The organism is Vibrio mediterranei, assembly GCF_013364395.1.
In the GTDB taxonomy this organism is placed as follows: Bacteria; Pseudomonadota; Gammaproteobacteria; order Enterobacterales; family Vibrionaceae; genus Vibrio; species Vibrio mediterranei.
In genome coordinates this window covers 41,526-67,345 of the sequence record NZ_JABXGK010000004.1, presented here as the reverse complement: position 1 = coordinate 67,345, position 25,820 = coordinate 41,526, and the positions used below count along the sequence as shown (strand labels likewise).

20 protein-coding genes are annotated in these 25,820 nt (G+C 45.5%); 15 read left to right on the top strand and 5 right to left on the bottom strand.

Annotated features, from left to right (window positions below):
- The first annotated feature begins 37 nt into the window (after positions 1–37).
- The 3 genes from HOP38_RS14990 to metF all read left to right on the top strand — a co-directional run bounded on the left by HOP38_RS14990 (position 38) and on the right by metF (position 4,866).
- Positions 38–1,207, top strand: a complete 1,170-nt coding sequence (locus HOP38_RS14990; protein WP_038230975.1) for an O-succinylhomoserine (thiol)-lyase — start codon at positions 38–40, stop codon at positions 1,205–1,207.
- A gap of 8 nt (positions 1,208–1,215) precedes the next feature.
- The gene (locus HOP38_RS14985) at positions 1,216–3,642 is read left to right on the top strand and encodes a bifunctional aspartate kinase/homoserine dehydrogenase II (RefSeq protein ID WP_198558386.1); all 2,427 of its coding nucleotides are present in this window, start codon (positions 1,216–1,218) and stop codon (positions 3,640–3,642) included.
- A 333-nt stretch (positions 3,643–3,975) separates the two neighbouring features.
- Complete coding sequence (metF, locus tag HOP38_RS14980) at positions 3,976–4,866, top strand: methylenetetrahydrofolate reductase (protein WP_006071160.1); 891 nt, start codon at positions 3,976–3,978, stop codon at positions 4,864–4,866.
- Positions 4,867–4,988: 122 nt separating this feature from the next.
- On the opposite strand, the gene HOP38_RS14975 is transcribed toward metF, so the two are convergent.
- From HOP38_RS14975 to argE, 3 genes are all read right to left on the bottom strand, one after another.
- Positions 4,989–5,528 (bottom strand): PadR family transcriptional regulator, encoded by a 540-nt coding sequence (locus HOP38_RS14975; RefSeq protein ID WP_006071159.1) that lies wholly within the window; start codon positions 5,526–5,528, stop codon positions 4,989–4,991.
- 385 nt (positions 5,529–5,913) lie between these two features.
- Complete coding sequence (gene ppc / locus HOP38_RS14970; protein WP_038222284.1) at positions 5,914–8,547, bottom strand: phosphoenolpyruvate carboxylase; 2,634 nt, start codon at positions 8,545–8,547, stop codon at positions 5,914–5,916.
- Positions 8,548–8,729: 182 nt separating this feature from the next.
- Positions 8,730–9,869: an acetylornithine deacetylase gene (gene argE, locus HOP38_RS14965; protein ID WP_038230971.1), complete on the bottom strand. Its 1,140-nt coding sequence runs from the start codon at positions 9,867–9,869 to the stop codon at positions 8,730–8,732.
- Positions 9,870–10,050: 181 nt separating this feature from the next.
- Here argE and argC point away from each other — a divergent pair, with 181 nt between their 5' ends.
- From argC to HOP38_RS14940, 5 genes are all read left to right on the top strand, one after another.
- Complete coding sequence (argC, locus tag HOP38_RS14960) at positions 10,051–11,055, top strand: N-acetyl-gamma-glutamyl-phosphate reductase (RefSeq protein WP_062463063.1); 1,005 nt, start codon at positions 10,051–10,053, stop codon at positions 11,053–11,055.
- A 15-nt stretch (positions 11,056–11,070) separates the two neighbouring features.
- A complete protein-coding gene (argB, locus tag HOP38_RS14955) occupies positions 11,071–11,859 on the top strand; it encodes an acetylglutamate kinase (protein ID WP_198558385.1) in 789 nt (262 codons plus the stop codon).
- Between the two features lie 81 nt (positions 11,860–11,940).
- Positions 11,941–13,158 (top strand): argininosuccinate synthase, encoded by a 1,218-nt coding sequence (locus HOP38_RS14950; RefSeq protein ID WP_006071150.1) that lies wholly within the window; start codon positions 11,941–11,943, stop codon positions 13,156–13,158.
- Positions 13,159–13,423: 265 nt separating this feature from the next.
- On the top strand, positions 13,424–15,298 hold the full coding sequence (argH, locus tag HOP38_RS14945; RefSeq protein ID WP_006071145.1) for an argininosuccinate lyase: 1,875 nt from the start codon (positions 13,424–13,426) through the stop codon (positions 15,296–15,298).
- Between the two features lie 307 nt (positions 15,299–15,605).
- Positions 15,606–15,962 carry a RidA family protein gene (locus HOP38_RS14940; RefSeq protein ID WP_006071144.1) on the top strand — a complete coding sequence of 119 codons (357 nt, stop codon included), beginning with the start codon at positions 15,606–15,608 and terminating at the stop codon, positions 15,960–15,962.
- 83 nt (positions 15,963–16,045) lie between these two features.
- Here the strand turns inward: HOP38_RS14940 and HOP38_RS14935 are convergent, their stop codons facing one another.
- Positions 16,046–16,774 (bottom strand): redoxin family protein, encoded by a 729-nt coding sequence (locus tag HOP38_RS14935; protein WP_006071142.1) that lies wholly within the window; start codon positions 16,772–16,774, stop codon positions 16,046–16,048.
- A gap of 161 nt (positions 16,775–16,935) precedes the next feature.
- On the opposite strand from HOP38_RS14935, the gene oxyR reads away from it, so the two are divergent.
- Positions 16,936–17,820: a DNA-binding transcriptional regulator OxyR gene (gene oxyR / locus HOP38_RS14930; RefSeq protein WP_006071140.1), complete on the top strand. Its 885-nt coding sequence runs from the start codon at positions 16,936–16,938 to the stop codon at positions 17,818–17,820.
- 93 nt (positions 17,821–17,913) lie between these two features.
- Here oxyR and HOP38_RS14925 read toward each other — a convergent pair whose 3' ends face one another.
- Positions 17,914–20,565: a penicillin-binding protein 1A gene (locus HOP38_RS14925; RefSeq protein WP_198558384.1), complete on the bottom strand. Its 2,652-nt coding sequence runs from the start codon at positions 20,563–20,565 to the stop codon at positions 17,914–17,916.
- A gap of 146 nt (positions 20,566–20,711) precedes the next feature.
- Between HOP38_RS14925 and pilM the strand changes: the two genes are divergently transcribed.
- The 6 genes from pilM (at position 20,712) to aroK (ending at position 25,816) form a co-directional block, all read left to right on the top strand.
- A complete protein-coding gene (pilM, locus tag HOP38_RS14920) occupies positions 20,712–21,695 on the top strand; it encodes a pilus assembly protein PilM (protein WP_198558383.1) in 984 nt (327 codons plus the stop codon).
- Positions 21,696–22,289, top strand: a complete 594-nt coding sequence (locus tag HOP38_RS14915; RefSeq protein ID WP_006071134.1) for a PilN domain-containing protein — start codon at positions 21,696–21,698, stop codon at positions 22,287–22,289.
- Positions 22,290–22,295: 6 nt separating this feature from the next.
- Complete coding sequence (locus HOP38_RS14910; protein WP_031493730.1) at positions 22,296–22,892, top strand: type IV pilus inner membrane component PilO; 597 nt, start codon at positions 22,296–22,298, stop codon at positions 22,890–22,892.
- Positions 22,876–23,388 carry a pilus assembly protein PilP gene (locus HOP38_RS14905; RefSeq protein WP_006071131.1) on the top strand — a complete coding sequence of 171 codons (513 nt, stop codon included), beginning with the start codon at positions 22,876–22,878 and terminating at the stop codon, positions 23,386–23,388. Before HOP38_RS14910 ends, HOP38_RS14905 begins: the two co-directional genes overlap by 17 nt.
- A 92-nt stretch (positions 23,389–23,480) precedes the next feature.
- Positions 23,481–25,097 carry a type IV pilus secretin PilQ gene (locus HOP38_RS14900; RefSeq protein WP_423250096.1) on the top strand — a complete coding sequence of 539 codons (1,617 nt, stop codon included), beginning with the start codon at positions 23,481–23,483 and terminating at the stop codon, positions 25,095–25,097.
- A gap of 194 nt (positions 25,098–25,291) precedes the next feature.
- On the top strand, positions 25,292–25,816 hold the full coding sequence (gene aroK / locus HOP38_RS14895) for a shikimate kinase AroK (protein WP_038231065.1): 525 nt from the start codon (positions 25,292–25,294) through the stop codon (positions 25,814–25,816).
- Positions 25,817–25,820: the final 4 nt, after the last annotated feature.

Sequence of the window (25,820 nt, the reverse complement as noted above, 5' to 3'; positions counted from 1 at the left end):
CCCATCAGCCCAATGCGATTTGATAAAGGAAGTTTCTATGAGCAATCGGAAGCCAGCGACAATAGCCGTACGTACTGGTATCGAATCAGATACCCAGCACCATGCTGTGGTACCGCCAATTTACCTTTCTACTAACTATGGCTTCCCTGCGTTTGGAGAAGTGCCTACTTACGACTATACCCGCTCTGGAAACCCAAACCGTGGTTTGCTGGAGCAAGCGTTGTATGAACTCGAATCTGGTAAAGGAGCTGTTGTCACTAACTGTGGTACGTCTGCGCTAAACCTGTGGGCGTCGGCTTTTTTAGGGCCTGAAGACACTATCGTGGCTCCGCATGACTGCTATGGCGGTAGTTACCGACTATTCAATACTCGTGCGCAAAAGGGCGATTTTAAAGTTCAGTTTGTCGACCAAAGCGACGAGGCGGCGTTAGATGCAGCACTTGAAGCGAAACCAAAACTCATTTTACTTGAGACGCCGTCCAACCCGTTGGTTCGTGTCGTCGATATCGCTGCTGTTTGCGAGAAAGCCAAACAAGTCGGCGCGCTAGTGGCGGTTGATAATACCTTTCTGACACCTGTGTACCAAAAGCCTTTAGAGCTTGGCGCTGACTTTGTCATCCATTCAACCACCAAATACATCAATGGTCACTCTGATGTGATCGGTGGCGTTGTGATCACCAAAACAGAAGAGCACGCGGAAGAGCTTGCGTGGTGGGGCAACTGTATTGGTGCAACGGGGACTCCGTTTGATAGTTATATGACACTGCGTGGTATTCGTACGTTAGGTGCTCGCATGCGTGTGCATGAAGAGAGCTCTCAACATATTCTCGAGTTCTTAAAACAGCAGTCACTGGTTAAAGTGATTTATCACCCAAGCTTGCCTGAACATCCTGGACATGAGATTGCCAAGAAACAGCAGTCAGGTTTTGGCTCTATGTTGAGCTTTGAGTTTGCAGGAAGCTTTGAACAGTTGAAGTACTTTGTGGGTGAACTCAAGTTGTTCTCACTGGCTGAATCACTAGGTGGTGTCGAGAGTTTGATTTGTCACCCCGCTTCTATGACACACCGAGCTATGGGAGAAGCAGCCTTAGAAGAGGCGGGCGTTTCTCAGCAACTACTGCGTCTGTCTGTGGGGCTGGAAGATGCCTCTGATCTGATTGACGATTTACAGCAAGCATTTGATAAAGCGAAAACGTTCCAAGGATAAGTTGAGTTATGAGTACCACACCCGCTCCGGCGAAGAAGCAACTACATAAATTTGGCGGCAGTAGCTTGGCGGATCCTGAGTGTTATCGTCGTGTCGTTTCCATTCTTAAAGATTACTCACACAATGAAGATCTAATTGTGGTGTCTGCTGCAGGCAAAACCACAAACCGTTTAATTGAGTTTCTCGATGCACTCAATAAAGATGGTCGCATTGCTCATGAACACCTTCAGTCTTTAAGACAGTTCCAAATCGAGCTCATTGATGAGTTGTTGCAAGGTGATGAAGCAGAGCAGCTTAAAACGCTGCTCAGTGATGAGTTCAGTACTTTAGGTGAACTGGGCTATCCCTTGAGTGAGGCGCAGCGTGCGGCCGTTCTTGGTCACGGTGAAGTATGGTCCTCTAGATTACTGGCTGCGCTTTTACGTCAATCGGATTTACCTGCGGTGGCGCAAGACGCTCGCGCTTTCTTACGAGCAGAATTTGGCACGCAGCCGGAAGTCGATCGTGCGAAGTCTTATGCCTTGATTAAAGATGTGTTAGCTCAGCATGCCCATCATCGTATTGTGATTACCGGTTTCATGGCGCAAAGCGATGAAGGTGAAACGGTTTTGTTAGGGCGAAATGGTTCTGACTATTCGGCGACGGTGATTGGAGCACTTGCCGAAGTCTCTTGCGTGACAATTTGGAGTGATGTTGCAGGGGTTTATAGTGCTGACCCTCGTGTGGTGAGCGATGCCTGTCTTCTACCGTTATTAAGGCTGGATGAAGCTAGTGAGTTGGCTCGCTTGGCCGCCCCTGTGCTACATAGCCGTACGCTTCAACCTGTGGCGCAAAGTGTTATGGATTTGAACTTACGTTGCAGTTATCAACCAGAGTCAGGCTCTACGCGTATAGAACGAGTGCTGGCGTCTGGGCGCGGTGCTAAGATCATTACCTCGTTAGATGAAGTGCTATTGATTGACCTCGCATTCGCCAGTGGTCATGACTTTGCTCGCGCGCAAAACGAAGTGCTGAATGGTTTGAAGCGAGCACAGCTTGAGCCGCTAGCGTTTGAAGCGCAGTCTGACCAAGCACGTTTGCGCCTTGCTTATACTGCAGAAATTGCGTCAGGGGCACTCAATGAGTTGCAAGACCTAGCTATTGAAGCGGAGATTAAGCTAAGAGAAGGGTATTCTATGCTGGCAGCTGTAGGGGCTGGTGTGACTAAGAATGCCAACCACTGTTTTGGTTTTTATCAGCAGCTTAAACATGCGCCAGTAGAGTTTTTCTCGGAAGCAGAATCCAAGTTAAGTCTTGCTGCTGTGTTGAGAAAGTCTGACATTCAACCTCTGCTTAAGTCCGTGCACACCCAGCTGTTCCAAGCTCAAAAACGTGTTGCTGTCTCCTTATGTGGCAAGGGTAATATTGGCTCTAGTTGGCTGGCGCTGTTTAAAGAGCAGAAAAGCGAGCTAGAAAAGCGCCGTGGAATGAGTTTTAACTTAGTTGCCGTGGTGGATAGCCAAACGTATTGGCTTGATGAGCAAGGCATTAATGAGCAAACCGTGCTAGAGCGTTACGCGGATGAAGCCGTGGCGTACCAAGGCGATGTTTGGTTACAGCAGCTTGCTAATCTTCAAGGTTACGATGAAGTTGTTGTTCTTGATGTGACGGCGAGTCCTGCATTAGCCGAGCGGTATCAGAGCATTGCGGAAAATGGCATGCATTTAATCTCGGCCAACAAAGTAGCGGGTTCTGCACCAAGTGTTAGTTATCACGCAGTACAAGATGCATTCTCGAAGACGGGGCGTCACTGGCTGTATAACGCGACGGTAGGTGCAGGGTTACCAATTAACCATACAGTGCGCGATTTGCGTGAAAGCGGTGACGATATTGTGGCGCTGTCCGGTATTTTTTCTGGGACGTTATCTTGGTTGTTCCAGCAATTTGATGGCAGCGTGCCTTTCAGTGAGCTGGTGGATTTGGCTTGGCAACAAGGTTTGACCGAACCAGATCCTCGCGCCGATCTGGATGGCTCAGATGTGATGCGTAAGTTGGTTATTCTTGCTCGTGAATCTGGGTTAGATATTGAGCCTGATGCAGTAGCGGTGGAGTCACTGGTTCCGGAGGAGCTGAAGGAGTTGTCTCTAGATGGCTTTTTTGAAAAGGCAGAGCTACTGAGTGAAATCCTACAAGAACGTCTAGAGAAGGCGCAGCGTGAAGATAAAGTGCTGCGTTATGTGGCGCGTCTTGATCGCCAAGGTAAAGCTCGTGTCGGTATTGAAGCTTTGTCTAAAGAGCATGCACTTGCCAATCTGCTGCCGTGTGACAATATCTTTGCTATCGAAAGTAAGTGGTATAAAGATAACCCACTAGTAATTCGTGGCCCGGGAGCGGGACGTGAAGTAACTGCCGGTGCGATTCAGTCGGATTTAAATCTAATGTCGAGTTTCTTCTAGCGCACAACAAGTTGTTGGTTTTAAATTAGTTCTATCTCTAGGCTAGCGATAACCGCTAGCCTTTTTATTTGTTGCTTTTGCTTTATGCCCTTACCCCAGCACTCGTTACTTTCTTGAAAGTGAAGATCTCCTGAAACGCGTGACGCTGCTTTAGTTTCCTTAACTAAGCACATGAAAAAAATTCATAATGACTCTATTGACTTTAAATGCCATTCATTTCATTCTGTAGACATATAGACGTCTAAACGTCAAAACATAAAATTCAGATATAGACAGACAGGTTTTATCTAAGGTTGGATGGGATAACCAACCTTGGTATTTAGGGAGAGAACCATGGGATACACACACGCTGGACACATCGATGCTTTGAACCAGAATATTGCTGAGCTTTCTGACAATATCAACGTTTCATTTGAGTTCTTTCCACCGAGCACGCCAACAATGGAAGAAACCCTTTGGAAGTCTGTTCACCGTCTTAAAACGCTGCAACCTAAGTTTGTTTCTGTGACCTATGGAGCGAACTCTGGCGAGCGCGACCGTACTCACTCAATTATCAAAGAAATTAAATCAGAGACCGGACTTGTCGCAGCGCCGCACCTGACTTGTATTGATGCGTCTCGTGATGAGCTTATTGATATTGCTGAGGATTATTGGAGCAATGGTATCAAGAACATCGTTGCGCTACGTGGTGATATCCCAGCAGGTGGTGGCCAACCGGATATGTATGCCTCTGATCTGGTCGAACTGCTAAAGTCGCGTCATGATTTCGATATTTCGGTAGCGGCTTTCCCAGAAGTACATCCAGAAGCGAAGAGTGCTCAAGCAGATCTACTGAACCTAAAGCGCAAAGTGGATGCAGGTGCAAACCGAGCGATTACTCAGTTCTTCTTTGATGTAGAAAGTTACCTGCGTTTCCGCGACCGTTGTGTGGCCGCTGGTATCGATGTGGAAATTGTTCCAGGTATCCTACCAGTTTCAAACTTTAAGCAGGCGTCACGCTTTGCTGGCATGAACAAGGTAAAAGTACCAGGTTGGATGCAAAAGCAGTTTGAAGGTTTAGATGACGACCCAGTGACTCGCCAGTTAGTCGGTGCGAGTCAGGCGATTGATATGGTTCGTGTATTGAGTCGTGAAGGGGTAAAGGACTTCCATTTCTACACGCTAAACCGTGCTGAAATGACTTACGCACTATGCCATACATTAGGTGTACGTCCTCAGGTTTAGTGATTTCTTAAGACTTCCTCAATTAAAACAAAAAAGCGTCAGGTGTATTACAATACTCCTGACGCTTTTTTGAACTCAAGAACTAAACTAGGTCGATAGCGACCCTAGCTTGTCTACTTGTTTTACGCTAACGCTTCTAATTCAGACAGCGCTTCTTCTGCCCATTCTAACCATGCTTGACGAGCAAGTAGGTTACGGCGCAGTGTTAGACGCTCAAGGCGAGCGTGTTTGTCTAATGTGTTTGGTGTAGCGTAGTAGGCCGCTTCAATTTCACGGTAGTGCGCAACAAGCTTTTTCGACTCTTCGATCAACTCTTCAAGTTGAATGCGGAATGCAGCTGATGGTTGTACCGCACAGGCCGCTAGCTTCGCTGAGAATTCATCACGTACAGTAGGGTGTACCGTTGGTTGTTCAAACCATTCGCCTAACGCGCTACGGCCTGAGTCAGTGATTGAATAAACTTTACGATCTGGTTTACCTTCTTGGGGTTCAAGTTTGCAAGTAACCAGTTCTTTGTCCGCCATTTTGTTTAGCTCACGATAAACTTGCTGGTGGCTTGCTTTCCAGAAGTAACCGATGCTCGCAGAAAATTCCTTAGTAATGTCATAGCCAGTCGCATCGCGAGTGCTAAGAACAGTAAGGATTACGTGTGGTAGTGACATGTCTTAAGTCCAAATGGTCAATAACGTAATAATAATTATGTTGCTCCACGTCGCAGATGTACGACTGCGAAAGCGCCTTGGAATTCAAAAATGATTCCAGGAAACTCGCGCAAAAGAGCAATGCCAATCATGCTGGCACGTGTAACCTTGTTTTAAGCCTTTGTCACCTAGGAAGCCACGTGATCACGTGACCCGCACTGTCGATATAATAGTATTTTTGTTTTATCGAACAGTGGTAAGTAAGTATATCGAATTCTATAAGCAAGAAGTGGAATAGAACGTGATACCACTTCAAAAAACTAACAAAACTCTCAATAAGTATGCCACTAAAAATAAAAGGCCGCAATGTGCGACCTTTTGTCTTTTTTGTAAAATAATATATCGTCTAACCGGTGTTTCGCATGCCTGCTGCGATGCCAGCGATAGTTACCATGAGTGCTTCTTCTAGTTCAGCTTCAGTGTCTTCGCTTTGACGAGTGCGATACAACAGCTCAGCTTGAAGCATATTGAGTGGTTCGACATAGGTGTTGCGCAAGCGAATTGATTCTTGACCCCAAGGATCACTCTGCATTAGGTGGTTATGGTTCTCTACATTAAGTACCGCTTTAATGTCTTGCTGCAGTTGAGCTCGCAGTTTATCACCCAATGGTAATAGCTCTGGTGCGGCCAAGCGTTGGTCATAATAGCGTGAGATTTCCATATTACACTTGGTGTACACCATCTCTAACATACCAAGACGAGTCGAAAAGAATGGCCATTCACGACACATTTCTTCCAGCAGAGCTTGGTGACCTTTATCAATGGAGTATTGAATCGCTTCTCCGGCCCCCAACCAAGCAGGCAGAACTAAGCGGTTTTGACTCCATGAGAAAATCCAAGGAATCGCACGTAAGCTTTCTACGCCGCCATTAGGGTTACGTTTCGCAGGACGAGAACCTAGTGGTAGTTTACCCAGCTCAAGTTCAGGGGTAGCTTGACGGAAGTACGGAACAAAGTCAGGTTCACCACGAACTACTTTACGATAAGCTTCGCAAGACACTTCAGAGAGCACTTCCATTAGGTCACGCCATGCCTGTTTTGGTTCTGGTGGTGGCAGAAGGTTAGCTTCTAGAATCGCACTGGCGTATAAGTTAAAGCTGTTTACAGCAATCTCTGGTAAACCAAGCTTAAAGCGGATCATCTCGCCTTGCTCAGTTACGCGTAAGCCGCCTTTCAGACTCTTAGGTGGCTGAGACAACAGTGCTGCGTGTGCAGGCGCACCACCACGACCGATGGTACCGCCACGACCATGGAAGAGGGTAATATCGATACCGGCCTGTTCACCCACTTCGACCAAGGATTCCATAGCGCTGTACTGTGCCCAGCCTGCCGACATAACACCGGCATCTTTAGCAGAGTCTGAGTAACCAATCATTACCATTTGATGGTTTTGAATGTAGCCGCGATACCAGTCGATATCGAACAGCTGCTTCATAACAGCTTCAGAATTATTCAGGTCGTCTAGCGTTTCAAAGAGCGGACACACGTCCATACGGAACTTACAACCACACTCTTGAAGAATTAGGTGTACAGCCAGTACATCGGAGGCAGTACGTGCCATAGAAATGACATAGGCTCCGAAGGCTTCGCGAGATTGTGAAGCGATAACACGGCAAGTATCCAATACTTCTTGAACGTCTTCCGATGGCTCCCAATCACGAGGAAGCAATGGACGCTTAGAGCTCAACTCATTAATAAGGAAAGATACTTTGTCTTGCTCGCTCCACTGGTCGTAGTCGCCTAGACCTAGGTAGCGAGTAAGCTCAGAGATAACATCTGAGTGACGAGTGCTTTCTTGACGAATATCGAGACGTACTAGGTGTACACCAAACGCTTTAACACGGCGTAGGGTATCCAGCAGTGAACCGTCGGCAACGATAGCCATACCGCTTTCACGCAGTGACTTGTAACACGCCATTAGCGGTTGCCAAAGTTGGTCGGCATCTTCGAGAATCGGTTTGTTTGGCACCTCTTGACGATTGATTTGTGCTTCAATCACTTCAAGGGTATTCATTAACAACGTACGTACTGGTTTTAGAATTGCACGGTATGGTTCGTGCTGTTCGCCAGCAAGCTCACGAACTTGGTCGTTACATTTGACCATCGAGAGCTCAGTGATCAGCTCTTGGAAATCTTTCAGGTAAAGTTCTGCTGCTTTCCAGCGAGAGAGAAGCATGACTTCACGCGTAATCTTGTGAGTCACAAATGGGTTACCGTCGCGATCGCCCCCCATCCAAGATGAGAAATGCACTGGACGCGCATCAATAGGCAGACCTTCACCAAGGAAGCCTTTCAGCTTCTCATCAAATTCCCGTAAGAATTCTGGTACTGCTTCCCAAAGCGAGTTTTCAACAACCGCAAAGCCCCATTTTGCTTCATCAAGTGGCGTTGGGCGTTGCTGACGAATTACATCTGAGTGCCAGCTTTGGGCAATCAATTGTTCCAGACGACGCTCGGTTCTTTTACGTTCTTTAACCGAAAGTTCGTTTAGCTCTAATTTAGATAAGCACTCATTGATTTTCACCAGCTTGTTAATCATGGTGCGACGAGTGATTTCGGTTGGGTGAGCCGTTAGCACAAGTTCGATATTAAGATCACGAACCGCTTGAGCGCTATCGAGCTTGCTGATGTTTTCTTGGCTTAGTTTTGAAAATAATGACGAAATTGGATCCGGTTCACACACATCTGCTTCACAGCTACGTGAAATGGTGTGGTATTGATCGGCAATGTTGGTCAAATTTAGAAATTGGTTGAATGCACGAGCGACAGGTGTGAGTTGCTCATTCGGCAGGTTGGTAATCTCTTCAATTAGTAATTCACGATCGGCTTCATTGCCTGCACGCACAACGGATTTGGAAAGCTTACGAATTTTCTCTACTTTCTCGAGAATCTCGTCTCCATGCGCTTCCTTGATGGTGTTACCCAACAAGTGCCCTAGCATCCTAACATTGCTCTTCAATGGGGCATATTTTTCGTTCATAGTCGTCCTGCCTTGTAATTTAACTACATCCATTATTCCTTCTCAGCCTCACAATCTAGCTAAAAATGCTAGTGCGAGTCAAATAAAGTAAACCAAGTTTGCGTTTATCGTGTTGGCACGAAATCCGCACACTTAGTGAACTTTATTCATTGAATTGTTGAAATTTTATTACAGCTTGTAAGTTACTCGAAACAATATTGGCGTATAGATTTAGCCAAAATATTGATGGTTGGATCGATAAAATCGAAACTCAAGAACTCATCAGGTTGGTGTGCTTGGTCAATAGAGCCTGGCCCAAGCACCAAAGTAGGGCACAATTGCTGTAAGAACGGTGCTTCAGTACAGTAGTTAACCGTTTCTGACGGGATTTCGCACAGTGCCTCCATGCCACCAACAAACGGATGATGGTGATCGCACTCGTATCCGGGAATAGGTTCATGCAACGCAGTGATGGATAACCTGCCTGGCCATTTAGCTTCGACTTCTTTTAATGCATCTCGTAACAAATTATCCAGTCCATCTAAGCTAATTCCCGGTAGCGGTCTGACGTCATAATGCAGCTCACAGCAGCCACAAATGCGATTGGCACTGTCACCACCGTGAATATGTCCAAGGTTCAAGGTTGGGCTAGGTATTGCAAATCCAGGGTGATGGTATTCTTTGATTAAGCGATCACGCAGCTTCATCATGGCAAACAACACTTCGTGCATAATCTCAATCGCATTAACGCCAAGCGCAGGATCTGACGAGTGACCGGACTTTCCTGTTACACGAATGGCGTTAGCTACATGCCCCTTATGACCGCGGATAGGCACCAAGCTGGTTGGTTCGCCAATAATGCAATAATCAGGTTTGAAAGGTGCATTATCCGTAAAGTGTCGTGCGCCAAGCATTGTGGTTTCTTCATCGCACGTGGCCAAGACATAAAGAGGTTTGGTCTGTTTGCTCCAATCAATTTTCTTCACTGCCTCGTAAATGAAGGCGAAGAAGCCCTTCATATCTGCCGTTCCTAGACCATAGAAACGATCGTTGGCTTCGGTTAGTTCATGAGGGTTAAAGCTCCAACGGCCTTCATCAAAAGGTACGGTATCGCTATGGCCAGCTAAGAGTAAGCCACCTTCACCTTGGCCCTTCTTCGCAATCATATTGAATTTGTTTGGCTCTACCTCGATAACTTCAACGTCAAAGCCAAGATCCTTCATCCAAGTCGCCAGCTTTTCGATGACTTTTGCATTGCCATGGTCCCAACTCGGATCGGTGGAGCTGATCGAAGGAGTGCTAATTAGGCCTTTGTAGACCTCTAAAAAACTGGGTAATTGCATATTATCTTCGCTTCTACTGTTGACAGATTAATCTTAAGACGGTAAAACACATATTAAATCAAAATTAATGAATAAAAAATCAATTAAAGAGCTTTTTTTTATATTTATAGTCATTAGTTGCCATATTCATAAACCGATATAACAAGCCTAGTTCAACAGACTCATTAACGGATGTAGAGAAATGCTGAAAACCACCATTATTGGCGCAACAGGATACACAGGAGCGGAGCTCGCTCTTATGGTCACAAAACACCCTGAACTCACGCTATCAGGTTTATACGTGTCCGCCAATAGTGTGGATGCAGGTAAGCCGATTTCACAACTGCATGGCAAACTTGCAGGCTTAGTCGATATGTCGGTTCAACCATTAAACGACGTCAAAAAGGCGGCAAGTGAATGCGATATTGTTTTTCTTGCCACAGCGCATGAAGTCAGTCATGACTTGGCACCAGAATTTTTAGAACATGGTTGCCAAGTGTTTGACTTATCAGGTGCTTATAGGGTTAAAGCCGACGATTTTTATACCACGTTCTACGGCTTTGAGCATCAAAATGAAAGCTGGTTGGACAAGGCGGCGTATGGCTTAGCTGAATGGAATGCACAAGATATCGAGCAGGCTCAATTAGTTGCTGTTCCGGGATGTTATCCAACCGCTTCGCAACTGGCGATTAAGCCCTTGCTGGAAGCTGGCATTATCGATACCCAAATGTGGCCAGTGATTAACGCCACTAGTGGAGTGACAGGTGCGGGCCGCAAAGCGACCATGACCAATAGTTTTTGTGAAGTGAGCCTGCAACCATACGGGTTGTTCAATCACAGACATCAGCCAGAGATTGCTACGCACTTAGGTTGTGATGTGATCTTTACGCCTCATTTAGGCAACTTTAAACGTGGCATCCTTGCAACGATTACCATGAAGCTCAATGAGGGTGTGACTGAGGAACAAGTGGAAGCTGCATTCGCGTCAGCGTATCAAGGACAGCCTGGTGTACGCGTTAAAGGTAATGTGATTCCAAGAATTCAAGATGTTGAGAACACCCCTTTCTGCGACTTAGGTTGGAAGCTACAGGGTCAACATATCATCGTTGTTTCAGCCATTGATAACTTGCTAAAAGGGGCATCGAGCCAAGCAATGCAGTGCCTAAACATTAAAAACCAGTTTGCCCAGTTAACGGCACTTATCTAGAGCGAGGAACGCGGAATGAGTAATCAAAATACACCATTAGTTATCAAATTAGGTGGTGCTGCGCTGTCTTGTTCAAAGACACTGGGGCAACTGTTTGCAGCAATCTCCGACTATCAGAAACAAGCACAACGAGAGATTGTGATTGTTCATGGTGGTGGCTACCTGGTGGATGATTTAATGAAGCAATTGAATCTTCCAACAGTAAAAAAGCAAGGGCTACGTGTTACTCCTTACGACCAAATTCCATTAATTGCTGGCGCACTGGCTGGTACGGCCAACAAGTTGCTTCAAGGTGATGCCATCAAAGCGGGTATTAATGCGGTAGGTTTGAGCCTTGCTGATGGCGGCTTGTGTGAAGTGAGCGAGTTAGATCCTGAACTAGGTGCTGTTGGTAGTGCGAAACCAGGTAACCCTGCGGTATTACAAGCTGTCCTCAAAACCGGTGCTCTGCCTATCATTAGCTCCATCGGTCTTGATAACCAAGGTCAGCTAATGAATATTAATGCGGACCAAGCGGCTGTTGCTGTAGCAGGTGCATTAGATGCGGAATTAGTCCTGCTCTCTGACGTGAGTGGAGTATTAGATGGCAAAGGTCATTTGTTGTCGAGCTTAACTCAGCAAGAGGCGGATGCCTTGATTGAAGGCAAAGTGATTACCGACGGCATGATCGTTAAAGTTCAAGCTGCTCTGGAAGCGGCGAACGATCTTGGCCGTCCAATCGAAGTCGCCACGTGGCGCTATCCGAATAAGTTAGTCGAATTGTTTGCTGGTAAAAGCATCGGCACCCAGTTCGTACCCAATTAATTTTTGTTAAAACAGTTATCTGAATAGTTGAGTAACCCGAGGCACTGACCGCCAAAATCAGGCTCGGACAAGGAGAGAAACATGAGCAAACCATCTGTAAAAAAAGTTGTTGTAGCCTATTCCGGCGGTCTGGATACGTCTGTGATCATTCCATGGCTAAAAGAAAACTATGACTGTGAAGTTGTAGCATTTGTGGCGGATGTTGGTCAGGGCGAAGAAGAGCTTATCGGCATTGAAGAAAAAGCCAAAGCATCGGGTGCATCAGAGTGTTACATCGCTGACCTTAAAGAAGAAATGGTCGCAGATTATATCTTCCCTACGTTAAAAACGGGTGCGTATTACGAAGGCAAATATCTACTAGGCACGTCAATGGCACGTCCTATCATTGCGAAGGCTCAGGTTGAAGTGGCACGTAAAGTAGGCGCGGACGCACTGTGTCATGGCTGTACAGGTAAGGGTAATGACCAAGTTCGTTTTGAAGGTGCATTCGCAGCGCTTGCCCCTGACCTAAAAGTGATAGCACCTTGGCGTGAATGGGATCTCGTTAGCCGTGAGGAGTGCTTAGACTATCTGGCAGAGCGTAACATTCCGTGTACTGCTTCTCTGACCAAGATTTACTCACGTGATGCGAACGCATGGCATATCTCTACAGAAGGTGGTGTTCTAGAAGATACTTGGAATGCGCCAAATGAAGATTGCTGGGTATGGACTGTTGACCCAGAGCAAGCGCCAAACGAGGCGGAGTATGTGACTTTAGAAGTGAAACAAGGTGAAGTCGTTGCTGTCGATGGCGAGCAAATGACGCCATACAATGCGCTAGTGTACCTAAATGAAAAAGGCGCGAAGCACGGTGTTGGTCGTATTGATATCGTTGAAAACCGTTTGGTTGGTATGAAGTCTCGTGGTTGTTATGAAACTCCGGGGGGCACTATTATGATGGAAGCGCTACGTGCGGTTGAGCAACTTGTTTTGGATAAAACGTCGTTTGAGTTCCGTGAAGAGCTAGGCATTAAAGCGTCGCACCTTGTCTATGATGGTCGTTGGTTTACACCGCTATGTAAGTCAATTCTCGCGGCGTCAGAAGAGCTTGCTCAAGACGTTAACGGCGAAGTTGTTATCAAACTATACAAAGGTCAAGCGATTGTGACGCAAAAACGCAGTGTGAACAGCCTGTACTGCGAAGAGTTTGCGACGTTTGGTGAAGATGAAGTGTATGACCAAAGTCATGCAGAAGGCTTTATCCGCCTGTACTCACTTTCAAGCCGTATCCGTGCTCTTAACGAAGTGAAGAGAAAGTAATCTCATATCACCCTGCATGAGATCGCATGCTTCGCTATACTGATTGAAATAACGAAACCCATTTGATATCAAATGGGTTTCTTGTTTTTTGCCGCAACGCCAGTCACTAAATTGATTTATTTTGAATATTTATGTGAAATAAATGAATTTTTACTTTATTTTTAATTCAATTTGCCGTAAGTTGAACCCTAACAATAAAGAAACTGAGTTGCATCAGATTCAAGCCGAACAAAGCAGTGAAGATTGAGCAGTTAGGAGAGACACGATGGCATTATGGGGCGGAAGATTTACCCAAGCAGCAGATACGAGATTCAAAGACTTTAATGATTCATTGCGCTTTGACTACCGACTTGCTGAGCAAGACATTGTTGGCTCAATTGCTTGGTCAAAAGCGTTGGTATCGGTGGATGTATTAACTGAGGAAGAACAGCAAAAGCTTGAGTTAGCATTAAACGAACTTAAGCTTGAGGTCATGGAAAATCCTAAGCAAATCTTACGCTCTGATGCGGAAGATATTCATAGCTGGGTTGAACAACAGCTTATTGGCAAAGTCGGCGACCTCGGCAAAAAACTGCATACTGGACGTTCTCGTAATGACCAAGTAGCGACCGATCTAAAGTTATGGTGTCGTCAGCAAGGTCAACAGCTATTACTCGGTTTAGATAGACTGCAATCGCAAATGGTTGAGGTGGCGAGAGTCCATCAAGATACTGTGCTTCCTGGCTACACTCACTTGCAGCGTGCTCAACCGGTGACATTTGCACATTGGTGTTTGGCTTACGTAGAGATGTTTGAGCGTGATTATTCGCGTTTGGAAGATGCTATCAAGCGTCTGGATACATGCCCATTAGGCTCAGGAGCACTTGCTGGGACGGCTTATCCGATGGATCGTGAGCAGCTAGCTCATAACCTTGGTTTCAGAAGAGCAACACGTAATAGTCTGGATTCCGTATCAGACCGTGACCATGTTATGGAGCTGATGTCTATCGCATCTATCTCGATGTTGCACCTATCTCGTCTCGCTGAAGACATGATCTTCTACAATTCTGGTGAATCTAATTTCATTGAGCTCGCAGATACAGTGACGTCTGGCTCTTCTCTAATGCCACAGAAAAAGAACCCGGATGCGCTTGAGTTAATTCGTGGTAAAACGGGCCGTGTCTACGGTTCATTGGCTGGCATGATGATGACAGTAAAGGCGTTGCCACTTGCTTACAACAAAGATATGCAGGAAGACAAAGAAGGTCTATTCGATGCACTAGATACCTGGAACGACTGCATGGAAATGGCAGCACTGTGTTTTGATGGTATCAAGGTAAATGGTGAACGTACTCTTGAAGCGGCGAAGCAAGGTTACGCAAACTCGACCGAGCTTGCTGATTATCTGGTAGCTAAAGGTATTCCGTTCCGTGAGGCGCACCATATTGTTGGCGTTGCGGTGGTGAGTGCAATTGCTAAGGGCTGTGCTCTAGAAGAATTATCTATTGCTGAGCTGCAAGAGTTCTCTCCAGTCATTGAACAAGACGTGTATGACATTCTTACTATTGAAAGCTGTCTTGAGAAACGTAGTGCCTTAGGTGGTGTTGCGCCTCAGCAAGTGGCTTATGCAGTTGATCAGGCAGAAAAGCGTCTAAGTGCTCGTGATAACTCGGCAGTGAAAGTCCGTTCTGCAAGACTCACTGATATCGATGCTTTGGAAAGCATGGTGGCTTATTGGGCCAACCTTGGAGAGAACTTACCGCGCAGTCGTAATGAATTGGTGCGTGACATTGGCTCATTTGCGGTAGCAGAACATCATGGGGAAGTAACAGGCTGTGCATCCTTGTATGTGTATGACTCAGGACTGGCTGAAATTCGCTCACTAGGTGTCGAAGCAGGTTGGCAAGGTCAAGGGCAAGGTACTGCTATTGTGCAACACCTGGTTGAGAAAGCGCGTAAGATGGCGATTAAGAAGGTCTTTGTACTAACTCGTACGCCAGAGTTCTTTATGAAGCATGATTTCATTCCAACGTCGAAGACGCTATTGCCTGAGAAAGTTCTGAAAGACTGTGATCAGTGTCCAAGACAGCATGCTTGTGATGAGGTAGCGTTGGAAGTTAACTTAGTAGAGCAAATAATTACTAAGATGAATGTTGCCTAAATCATTGAAAAATAACTGAGTAAGAAAAAGATCGAAAAAATTTTAAAAAAAGATCATTTTTCTGGGAACAAATAAGAAAAGGCGCGGTCTATTAAAGTACCACTGCTTTTTCTTAGAAGAATCTAAGAAGGCCCCGAGTCAAGGTTGACTACGGGGCTTTTTTCTTTCTGCCGTTCGGCAAATCCTTGATTGAATTCTGTTATCGCCAAGCATGTCACAGTGTAGCCGTGTTGAACTTCTATCGAATCCGTTAGAATACGCTTTCCTGTTTCACTATAAGCCGTCCTCTGAGACTAAGAAGAGAAGAATGATTGAACGCATCCATACGAAAGAGCGCATGAGCCGCATTGTTAAGCACAACGGTACGATTTACCTATGTGGTCAGGTTTGTGCAGACGCGACGAAAGATATTACAGAGCAGACACAAACCATGCTCGATAAGGTTGAAGCGTTGCTTTTGGAAGCAGGTAGTGACAAAGAGCACATGCTGTCGGCAACTATCTACCTAAAAGACATGCAAGATTTCCAAGCAATGAACGCAGTATGGGATGCTTGGGTTCCCGCTGGTTTTGCTCCAGCTCGTGCGTGTGTGACTGGTGATATGGCGCGTGAAGCGCTGTTGGTTGAGATTTCTGTTATTGCTGCTGAAATTGAGACAAAGTAAGCCAAAAGCTACCCTTAGATGAAACCAAAAAGCGAGCCCATATGGGACTCGCTTTTTTAGTGTCTGTTTGAGTGTAAGAAGCTTTAGCCTAGATAAGCTTCTAGCTCTTCGCTACCACCAATGTGTTTACCGCCGATAAAGACTTGCGGAACTGTAGTACGACCAGAAATAGCGCGCAGTGTTACCGTTGTTGCATCCTTACCCAGAATGACCTCTTCATACTGCAAGCCGTGGTCAATTAGGTTCTGTTTTGCTTTCATGCAGAACGGACAACCAGGCTTACTGAATACTGTAATTGATTCTTGAGTTCGGTAATCAGGTGCAATGTAGCCCAACATAGTATCTGCGTCAGAGACTTTGAACGGGTCGCCCGGCTCGTTTGGTTCGATGAACATTTTTTCTACGATGCCATCTTTCACCAACATGCTGTAGCGCCATGAGCGCTTACCAAAGCCAAGATCGTTTTTCTCAACCAGCATACCCATGCCTTCAGTGAAGTCACCATTGCCATCTGGGATGAAGGTAATGTTCTCTGCTTCTTGGTCGTTCTTCCAAGCGTTCATTACAAATGTATCATTTACAGACACACAAAGAATTTCATCTACGCCATGTTCTTTGAAGACTGGGAACAGTTCATTGTAACGTGGCAAGTGGCTAGAAGAACAGGTTGGTGTGAAAGCACCCGGCAAGCTGAATACGATAACAGTTTTACCTTTAAAAAGTTCATCAGTGGTTACATTAACCCATGCGTCACCTTGACGAGTTGGAAATGTCACTTGAGGAACGGCTTGGCCTTCTTTAGATGCAAACATAATCTTGTCCTTATGGAATCTTAAATTCGATTAACTTGAAAATCTCTGTGAGCTTAGCGCTTACTGCTGTGCTTCGTTGAGACCATTATCAAAAAAATGGATTGATAGTTCTAATCGTTTATTGTTATGGTATCGATAGCTATATTCTATCGGAGTCAGCAATGAACATTCGCGATTTTGAGTACCTCGTCGCTCTAGCGGAACATAAGCACTTTCGTAAGGCTGCTGAGGCATGTTTTGTCAGTCAACCGACCTTAAGTGGTCAAATTCGTAAACTCGAAGATGAAATTGGCACGTCACTGCTCGAACGCAGCAGTCGAAGAGTGTTATTCACCGATGCGGGTTTGCAGTTGGTGGAGCAGGCTAAGCGTGTGTTAAAAGAAGTAAAAACCTTTCGTGAGATGGCGGCAGGGCAGAGTGGTGAAATGACTGGACCTATGCACATTGGTTTCATTCCCACCGTTGGACCTTATTTACTTCCTAAAATCATCCCTAAACTGAAAGATGCGTTTCCGGAGCTAGAGCTTTATTTGCATGAAGCGCAAACTCATCAGCTAGTAAGACAGTTGGAAGAGGGTAAATTGGATTGTTTAGTTCTGGCTTCGGTACCCGAAACGGCACCTTTTAAAGAAATTGAAGTATATAACGAGCCAATGAGTGTGGCTGTACCTTGTGATCATGAATGGGCTAACAAGGACCAGATCGAAATGGCAGAGTTGAATGGCCAGACCGTACTCTCATTAGGCGATGGACACTGTTTACGCGACCAAGCGTTAGGTTTCTGTTTTGCTGCTGGCGCTCGGGATGATGAGCGTTTTAAAGCGACGAGCCTTGAGACGCTACGAAATATGGTGGCAGCTGGCGCAGGTATTACTTTATTGCCAGAGCTCTCCTTACCGACTGAAAAAGTGAAAGATGGTGTTTGTTATGTGACTGCGATTAATCCAACGCCTTCTCGAAGTATTGTCCTTGCTTATCGACCAGGTTCGCCGCTTCGCGCAAGGTTTGAAAAGTTGGCTAAGGCGATTACCGAGTATTTAAGCTAACGATCAGGCTAGCTTTGAGACTGCTCTAAATAGCAACTCTCAGATATCATAAAGGGGCGTAAACGCCCCTTTTTTCTTATTTATCGTTCAAACTTAGAACAGACTATCGCCACCCGATTCATCGCTTGAATATAAGGTGTCAGTAAGGCTGTCTTGGACATACTCTTTTGGTTCGGTACCAATTTTGAAGTATTCAAACATGGTAGAACCATCGGTCTTATTGGTTAGCATTCCTGAATCACGATCAATACGAACACGAGTAATGTCATTCGGGATTTGCTTCGCTTGTTGAGGGTGACCTTCTAAAGCAACATGCATAAAGTCAACCCAAGCTGGTTGCGCAGTCTTAGCACCAGCTTCTGCGCCAGTAATTTGGTCTTTACCTAGGTTCGGGTTTGCTGTGGTACGACCTAGCTTGCGCTGGTGGTCATCAAAGCCAACCCACGCAGTGGCAACAATACCTGGACCATAACCGTTGTACCATGCATCTTTCGAGTCATTAGTCGTACCGGTTTTACCGCCGATATCACGACGCTTGAGCTTCTGAGCTCGCCAACCAGTCCCGTTCCAGCCAGTGCCTTCTCGCCAGTTACCGCCACCCCAGACGTTGCTGTAGAGCATTTCTCGAGTTAAGAACGCAGTTTGTTCCGATAGAACTTTTGGCGCATAGCGTGGTTCGTCCGAGTTCATGTCCTCCTCATTGAACTGAGCGATGTCGACTGGTGTTAGCTCTGTCGCATTTGTCGCTTCTTCAATGCTTGGTGCTGCACTGTTGTCATCATTGCTTGCACTGTTCATTTCTGGTGCTTGCATTTCTGGACAGTTTTGGTGACACACTACTTTTGGATTCGCTTCGAACTCGACCTTACCAAATGGGTCTTCAACCTTACTGATGTAATAAGGCTCTACATAGTAGCCACCATTGGCAAACACTGAGAAACCTTGTGCCATCTGGATAGGTGTCAAACTACCTGCACCTAAAGCAATCGTTTCTGAACGTGGTAGCTTCGATTTATCAAAGCCAAAACGAGTCAGGTAATCACGAGTTTCATCTAAACCAACTTCACGTAGTACGCGTACAGCCATGACGTTTTTAGATTGTGCTAGACCAATTCTTAGACGAGTAGGGCCAGTATAGGTCGGTGGTGAGTTTTTCGGGCGCCATGCGGTACCTGCACTCTTGTCCCATTTGTTGATTGGGGCATCATTGACTAGGCTTGCCAGTGTCATCCCTTTATCCAATGCAGCGGCATAGATAAATGGTTTGATACTAGAACCTACTTGCCTCACCGACTGAGTAGCACGGTTAAACTTGCTGTGAACAAAGTTAAAGCCACCAACTAAAGAAAGCACAGCACCATTTTCAGGGTTGATAGCGACGAAAGCGGTATTTGCATTCGGAACTTGGCTTAAGCGCCATGTAATCGCTACAGGTTCTGGTGTCTCGCCTTCTTCGGTTTGTACTTCTCTATCCTCAGGGGCCACATCTGGCGTACCGTCTAAATCGGCAGCGCGTACCCAAATTTGCTGACCAACCGCTACGATATCTGACGCTGTTTTTGGTGCATCGCCCTGACGGTCATCGGTTCTAAACTTACGTGCCCATTTCATGTTGTCCCAATCAATGGTCTGCTCGCCGTAGCTCTTAACGTATACCGTAGCTGTTTTACCTTCGACCTTCTCAACAACGGCTGGGCGTAGCTCGCCATACGTTGGTTGGCTGCGAAGATGTTTGGCGATCTCTTCTTGACTCATTGCTGTTTGGTCTGGTTTCCAAAGTACTTTTTCAGCACCACGATAACCGTGACGTTCATCGTAGCTAAGCAAGTTTTTGATGGCTGCAATATGAGCCGCTTTTTGCAGCTTAGAGTCAATTGTTGTGGTGATGCGCATACCAGATTCATATGCTGCTTCACCATAGCGATTTACCATCCAAGCTCGAGCAATTTCTGCTACATAAGGTGCGCTGAGTTCGATCTCTGCACCATGATATTGAGAAATAATAGGTTCGGCACGAGCTTCATCAAATTGCGCTTGAGTGATGTACTTCTCTGACAACATACGAGACAGCACCACGTTGCGGCGCTGCGTTGCACGTTCGACCGAATAGATCGGGTTCATTGTTGATGGCGCTTTAGGCAAACCAGCCAGCACAGCAATTTCACTTAGCGTTAGATCTTTAAGGTCGCGTCCAAAATAAGCTTGTGCTGCTGCACCAAAGCCGTATGAGCGATAACCTAGGAAGATTTTATTGACGTACAACTCCATGATCTCTTGCTTGCTTAGCAATTGCTCAATGTGTACCGCAATAAAGATCTCTTTAATTTTACGCATGACCTTCTTCTCATTAGATAAGAAGAAGTTACGAGCTAACTGTTGGGTAATGGTACTCGCACCTTGAGACGCGCTACCAGAAGCAATGACGGCTACTGCAGCACGTGTAATACCAATTGGGTCAAAACCATAGTGGTCGTAGTAGCGACTGTCTTCCGTCGCAATCAGCGCATCGATAAGCTCTTGAGGGATCTCATCGTAAGATATTGGAATACGACGCTTTTCGCCAAACTGTGCGATCAACTTCCCATCTTGGCTAAACACCTGCATTGGAGTTTGTAGCTGTACATCTTTTAACGTTGCAACGTCGGGTAACTCAGGTTTTACGTAGTAGTAAAACCCGAAGATGGTACCGACTCCAAGCAGCATGCAAATCAATGCAAAAACCAACAGTCTCTTTATGAACTTCACCGGAGATTCCCTGATTAATTAAGGTTATGGGTAGGCAATTACTTGTACTCTAGACCAAAAATTTACCTATTAGGGTTAATTAACGCTTATTTGAGCGTCGATCTCAACCTTTTCACGTTGTTAATGCATTCGTTGAGGTTATTTAAATGGCAAGAAAATGGATTACAGGTATCGATATCGGTCATCACAGTACGAAAGCAGTCGTGCTGGCGTATGAAGGTTCTGACATCAAAATTGTAAACCAACTAGAGCTTAATGGTTGCGCCGCCATTTTCGCTGATCCCTATACGCTCAAACATCAAGAAACTGTTAAGAAACTTAAAATTCTCCGAAAGATCGTGCCCATTTTCCGTAAACAGGCAGCCATAGCGATTCCAGAAAGTACCGTGGTGAGCAAAGTGATTAACCTAGACGCTAGACTTGTTAATGATGAACTTGAGTACGCCGTTCACCAAGCAATGAGCTATCAAACGCCGTATGATTCAGAGGCTTTAGCGATTGACTATGTCGCTGTGCCCCCCCAAAACGAGCCACATCCCAATCAAGAGACAGCAGCCTATCAAGTTCATGTAGCACGTCACAATATCATTGATAATCGGATTCAAGTAGTAAAAGCACTTGGTTTTAAACCACAACTGATTAGCACTAATATTCATGCGTTGCGCAGTGTTCAGAAGTTAGTGTTGACGACCTACCCACAGTTCAGTAATTGGGTGTTACTAGATGTAGGACAGAAAAATGTGTCATTACTGCCGCCGCTTCAACTGCCTTTAGAGCTGCACAAAGCTTGGAGCATAACGTGCGATCAAGACGCTCATCTCGCTATTCAAGCGCCTTATAACTCCGCTATTTCAACGCAGTTTGGGACCGTGCTGCATAAAGTGAGTGCGCAATTACAATTATTCCGTTCCATGCTTGAAGGACATCAAGTTGGAGGGCTGTTCCTTACCGGTGGTCATGTTCAAGACAGCGATGTGGTGGACTTGATTACCACCCGCACCAATATGAGCGTTGAGTGCATCAGTGACTATCTCACCTCGCTGAGTGATAACCAATATAAATTAGGCAGTACTTATGCTACTGCGTTGGGCATCGCGCTTAACGCGATTCACTGGACTCAGGAGCACTAAATGTCAGTGATTAATTTACTGCCTTGGCGTGAGCAGCAGCGTCGTCATCACCGACAGCGCTTTGTAATATTGATCATCACTGCTGTATTAGGTGGCTACTTTATTTCTACATTGGCGCTGCACCATTTCGAGTCGGAGGTGGCGATTCAGAATCAGCGTGTTGTCTATCTTCAAAAGGCTATCACTGAGCAAAGGCTGCGGATGAATCAGCTATCGGATGTAACCACTCAATACGAAAATCTTCTGCAGCGTCTAGAGTTGGTGCAAACACTGCAAGCGGAGCGGGGGAAAACAACAGCAGTAATGAATCTGATTCCAGCCCTGATTCCTCAAGGTGTGTACATCGATAAGATTCGTATGCGAGGACAGCGCTTTAAATTGTTTGGTATCAGTGAAAATACAGCGCTGCTGGCCGAAATGTTGGAACGATTTGAACAGGAACCCACCGTTAGTTATGTCGAAATTCACTCTATTGTTCATGGTCGTCAGCGGTTTGATAAAAGCTACCAAGCATTTGAACTCTCGTTTCAAGTATCTCTGAGTACTTTGTTGCCGCCAGCACTAAAGATATTTCAGTCGAAAGAAGTGGGGTAACGACAAGTGTTGGACTTTGAACTGGATGACATAAAAGATTGGCCATTTAACTACCAGCTTGTTATCGGCCTATTGGTTTTCATGTCATCGAGTTATGCATGGTTTTGGTTTTCAACAAAGTCTAATTCTGATGAGTTAGAACGAGCTGTGCAGTTGGAACAACGGTTAAAACTAGAGCTAAAAACAGTAGTTGCGCAAACGGCGAACCTGCCGAATAAAAAGCAGCAACTTGAGCTGGTGAGAAGTCGCTATCAACGGTTACTTCATTTACTACCAGTTCAACAAGAACTCGCGACACTACTTGCCGGTGTCAACCAAGAAGGGCTGCACAACCAACTCACTTTCACTCGAATTGACTGGGGTAAGCGCGCTTCGGAGCACTTTCTCTATAAGCTGCCAATAAATATAGAACTCACTGGAAATTACAACGATATTGGTCACTTTAGTCAGGCCATTGCACAGTTATCTCGAATGGTGCTTATCGAAGATGCTGAGTGGCAGCGAGTGAGTCAGGAAAGCAGTGTATTACATTTCCGAGTTCAAGCTGCAACCTATCAACTGCATGAGGATTTTGGGGAGAAAGGCGATGCTGGTAAGAATTAGTTTAATGCTTATCAGCATTGCAGTGTTAATGGGTTGTCGAGCAAAACAGGACCCATTGAATGAGTTCGTTACTCAGGTGTTGCGAGAGGCGAAAACAACACAAGCCGATACGCCTTTTTTCCCTACTATCGAGGTTATTAAGTTTACGCCCATAAATCGGAGCTCGCCTTTTGACTTGCCTGCAATGATTCAGAATCACTCTCAATCTGTGGCCAACTTATCTTGCTGGCAGCCTAAGATCCGTAGCAAAGTGCCTTTAGAGCGTTACTCGCTTAATGACATGCAATTGAAAGGAGTGATGGGGAAAGGGGAGCAGCGCAGAGGACTAGTGGCTTTACCTATAAATCGAATAGTGACAGTTAGCGCGGGACAATACATAGGTGAAAACAGCGGCCTAATTAAACAGATAACAGCAGATAAGCTAATTATTCATGAGACGCTTCCCGATGGATTAGGGTGTTGGCGTCAAAGGCAAATTACATTGGCACTGAAGTAATGGAGATACAAACAGTGACGAGAAAAATGTTGTCCACTTGGAGGGGGACTGTCTATTTGTGGGCGTTAATCATCAGTACTGATTTGATCGCTATGCCCCAAACTAATCAACTTGTTGATGTCTCATTTGAACTGGATAAACAGAAGCGTGCAGTAGTCGTTGTTGAGCTTTCTCATGTTGGTAGTGTTGTAGACATTAGCGCCGAGTCGCAAGGAATAAAGATAGTGGTAAAGCAAACCCAGATAGCGTCAGACAAGCTGGCGATTTTGGATGTCACGGATTTTTCTACCGCAGTGAATCAGATAGAACTATTTGATGATAGTCCCGATGTTCGGATCTTTGTCGAGACCGCTATGGCAGTTCAATATCAATATACGATGCATGGTAAACAACTGAAAGTGACAATTTTACCTCTGTCTCAGCAACAAAGTGATGAACAAAAATTGTTTGGTAGTCATAGTGGCAAGCTCACTTCAATCAATTTCCAAGACATTCCTGTGCGCAGTGTATTACAGCTTCTGGCTGACTATAACCACTTTAATTTAGTGGCATCCGATAGTGTCCAAGGCAACTTAACCTTGCGTTTAGATGGCGTGCCATGGACGGAAGTCCTCGACATTATCCTGCGAGTAAAAGGGTTAGATAAACGGGTCAAGGGCAACATCATCATGGTGGCCCCTAAAACAGAGTTAGATTTACAAGAGAAGCAGGCGTTAGAAAAGAGTCGCTTGGCCGAGCAAATCGGTCAACTAAAATCGGAAATCATTAATATTAACTATGCTAAAGCGGCGGATGTAGCGGCCATGATTGGTGGAGATAGTGATGTCAGTATGTTATCTGAACGAGGTTCAGTTGCTATCGATGAGCGCACCAACGCCTTATTGGTGCGAGAACTGCCGGATAATCTTCGCGTGATTAAAGAGATTATTGCCTCACTCGATATACCCGTGAAACAGGTACAAATTGAAGCGCGAGTGGTCACTATCAAAGAGGGTAATATTGAAGAGTTGGGGATACGGTGGGGTTATACATCGATAAATGGTGACACCACGATCGGCAGTACGATAGAAGGCAACCTTGCTTCGTCTGGCATCGGTGGGGGAGAAGTGGACATTGATGACTTCCTTAATGTTAACTTGGGGGCGCTGTCTGACAATGCCGCCAGTATCGCATTTCAAGTAGCAAGCCTCGGCTCAAATACGTTACTTGATCTAGAGTTGTCCGCATTACAAAGTGAATCGAAAGCCGAAATCATATCCAGTCCACGTCTTATCACTACCAATAAAAAGTCTGCTTATATAGAGCAGGGAACAGAAATTCCTTATTTGAAATCGACATCGAGTGGAGCGACAGCAGTTGAGTTCAAAAAAGCGGTGCTTTCCTTGACGGTGACTCCGCAGATCACGCCCGACAATCGACTTATTCTCGACTTAGATGTGACTCAAGACAGGGTTGGTGAAGTGCTGAAAACCCTAGAGGGTGAAACTGTGGCGATTGATACTCAAAGGATAGGGACTCAAGTTCTGGTTAACGATGGCGAAACTGTGGTGCTAGGCGGTATTTTTCAACATGCCATGACCAGCAAGGTAGATAAAGTGCCAGTTCTTGGTGATATTCCGGGGTTAGGGGCATTATTTAGACGAACCTATGAAAACATCGGTAAGAATGAGTTACTGATCTTCGTAACTCCTAAGATTATTACTCAGTAACTATCTGTAAAGTATCAAATAATTCAAAAGGACTAAAAATAAAGTTGCATTCAAGGCACCTTACCTTGATAATTTCGGGTCTTATCACGACTTATCTGTGAGGAATTGGTGCCACAAGCCCTTTTTCCGAGGCTCCTTTTCGGTCTTTTCTTGTGGCGATGTCATTGAATTAACGTTGTAAATTAATGCTAAACATGGCTGAGAAACGTAATATTTTTCTTGTTGGCCCTATGGGTGCCGGCAAAAGTACAATCGGTAGACACCTAGCTCAACAACTACACATGGAGTTTGTTGACTCTGATACAGTAATTGAAGAGCGTACAGGCGCAGACATCGCATGGGTGTTTGACGTTGAAGGTGAAGAAGGTTTCCGCAAACGCGAAGAAACCGTTATTAACGATCTAACCGAACAGCAAGGTATTGTACTTGCTACAGGTGGTGGTTCAGTTAAAAGTAAAGACAACCGTAATCGCCTTTCTGCGCGTGGTATTGTTGTCTATCTGGAAACAACCATCGAAAAACAGCTTGCTCGCACAAATCGCGACAAAAAACGACCGCTGCTTCAAACGGACAACCCGCGCGAAGTACTTGAGTCTTTAGCGGACGAGCGCAATGATCTTTACAAAGATGTGGCGGACTATGTGGTTCGTACTGATGATCAAAGTGCAAAAGTGGTAGCCAACCAGATCGTAAAAATGCTAGAAGAAGGTCAAGTCTAACTTT

What these genes read in the sequence shown, in the direction of transcription:
- HOP38_RS14990 (WP_038230975.1), top strand. Translation starts at nt 38, where the DNA reads ATGAGCAATCGGAAGCCAGCGACAATAGCCGTACGTACTGGTATCGAA.
- HOP38_RS14985 (WP_198558386.1), top strand. Translation starts at nt 1,216, where the DNA reads ATGAGTACCACACCCGCTCCGGCGAAGAAGCAACTACATAAATTTGGC.
- metF (WP_006071160.1), top strand. Translation starts at nt 3,976, where the DNA reads ATGGGATACACACACGCTGGACACATCGATGCTTTGAACCAGAATATT.
- HOP38_RS14975 (WP_006071159.1), bottom strand. Translation starts at nt 5,528, where the DNA reads ATGTCACTACCACACGTAATCCTTACTGTTCTTAGCACTCGCGATGCG.
- ppc (WP_038222284.1), bottom strand. Translation starts at nt 8,547, where the DNA reads ATGAACGAAAAATATGCCCCATTGAAGAGCAATGTTAGGATGCTAGGG.
- argE (WP_038230971.1), bottom strand. Translation starts at nt 9,869, where the DNA reads ATGCAATTACCCAGTTTTTTAGAGGTCTACAAAGGCCTAATTAGCACT.
- argC (WP_062463063.1), top strand. Translation starts at nt 10,051, where the DNA reads ATGCTGAAAACCACCATTATTGGCGCAACAGGATACACAGGAGCGGAG.
- argB (WP_198558385.1), top strand. Translation starts at nt 11,071, where the DNA reads ATGAGTAATCAAAATACACCATTAGTTATCAAATTAGGTGGTGCTGCG.
- HOP38_RS14950 (WP_006071150.1), top strand. Translation starts at nt 11,941, where the DNA reads ATGAGCAAACCATCTGTAAAAAAAGTTGTTGTAGCCTATTCCGGCGGT.
- argH (WP_006071145.1), top strand. Translation starts at nt 13,424, where the DNA reads ATGGCATTATGGGGCGGAAGATTTACCCAAGCAGCAGATACGAGATTC.
- HOP38_RS14940 (WP_006071144.1), top strand. Translation starts at nt 15,606, where the DNA reads ATGATTGAACGCATCCATACGAAAGAGCGCATGAGCCGCATTGTTAAG.
- HOP38_RS14935 (WP_006071142.1), bottom strand. Translation starts at nt 16,774, where the DNA reads ATGTTTGCATCTAAAGAAGGCCAAGCCGTTCCTCAAGTGACATTTCCA.
- oxyR (WP_006071140.1), top strand. Translation starts at nt 16,936, where the DNA reads ATGAACATTCGCGATTTTGAGTACCTCGTCGCTCTAGCGGAACATAAG.
- pilM (WP_198558383.1), top strand. Translation starts at nt 20,712, where the DNA reads ATGGCAAGAAAATGGATTACAGGTATCGATATCGGTCATCACAGTACG.
- HOP38_RS14915 (WP_006071134.1), top strand. Translation starts at nt 21,696, where the DNA reads ATGTCAGTGATTAATTTACTGCCTTGGCGTGAGCAGCAGCGTCGTCAT.
- HOP38_RS14905 (WP_006071131.1), top strand. Translation starts at nt 22,876, where the DNA reads ATGCTGGTAAGAATTAGTTTAATGCTTATCAGCATTGCAGTGTTAATG.
- HOP38_RS14900 (WP_423250096.1), top strand. Translation starts at nt 23,481, where the DNA reads ATGCCCCAAACTAATCAACTTGTTGATGTCTCATTTGAACTGGATAAA.
- aroK (WP_038231065.1), top strand. Translation starts at nt 25,292, where the DNA reads ATGGCTGAGAAACGTAATATTTTTCTTGTTGGCCCTATGGGTGCCGGC.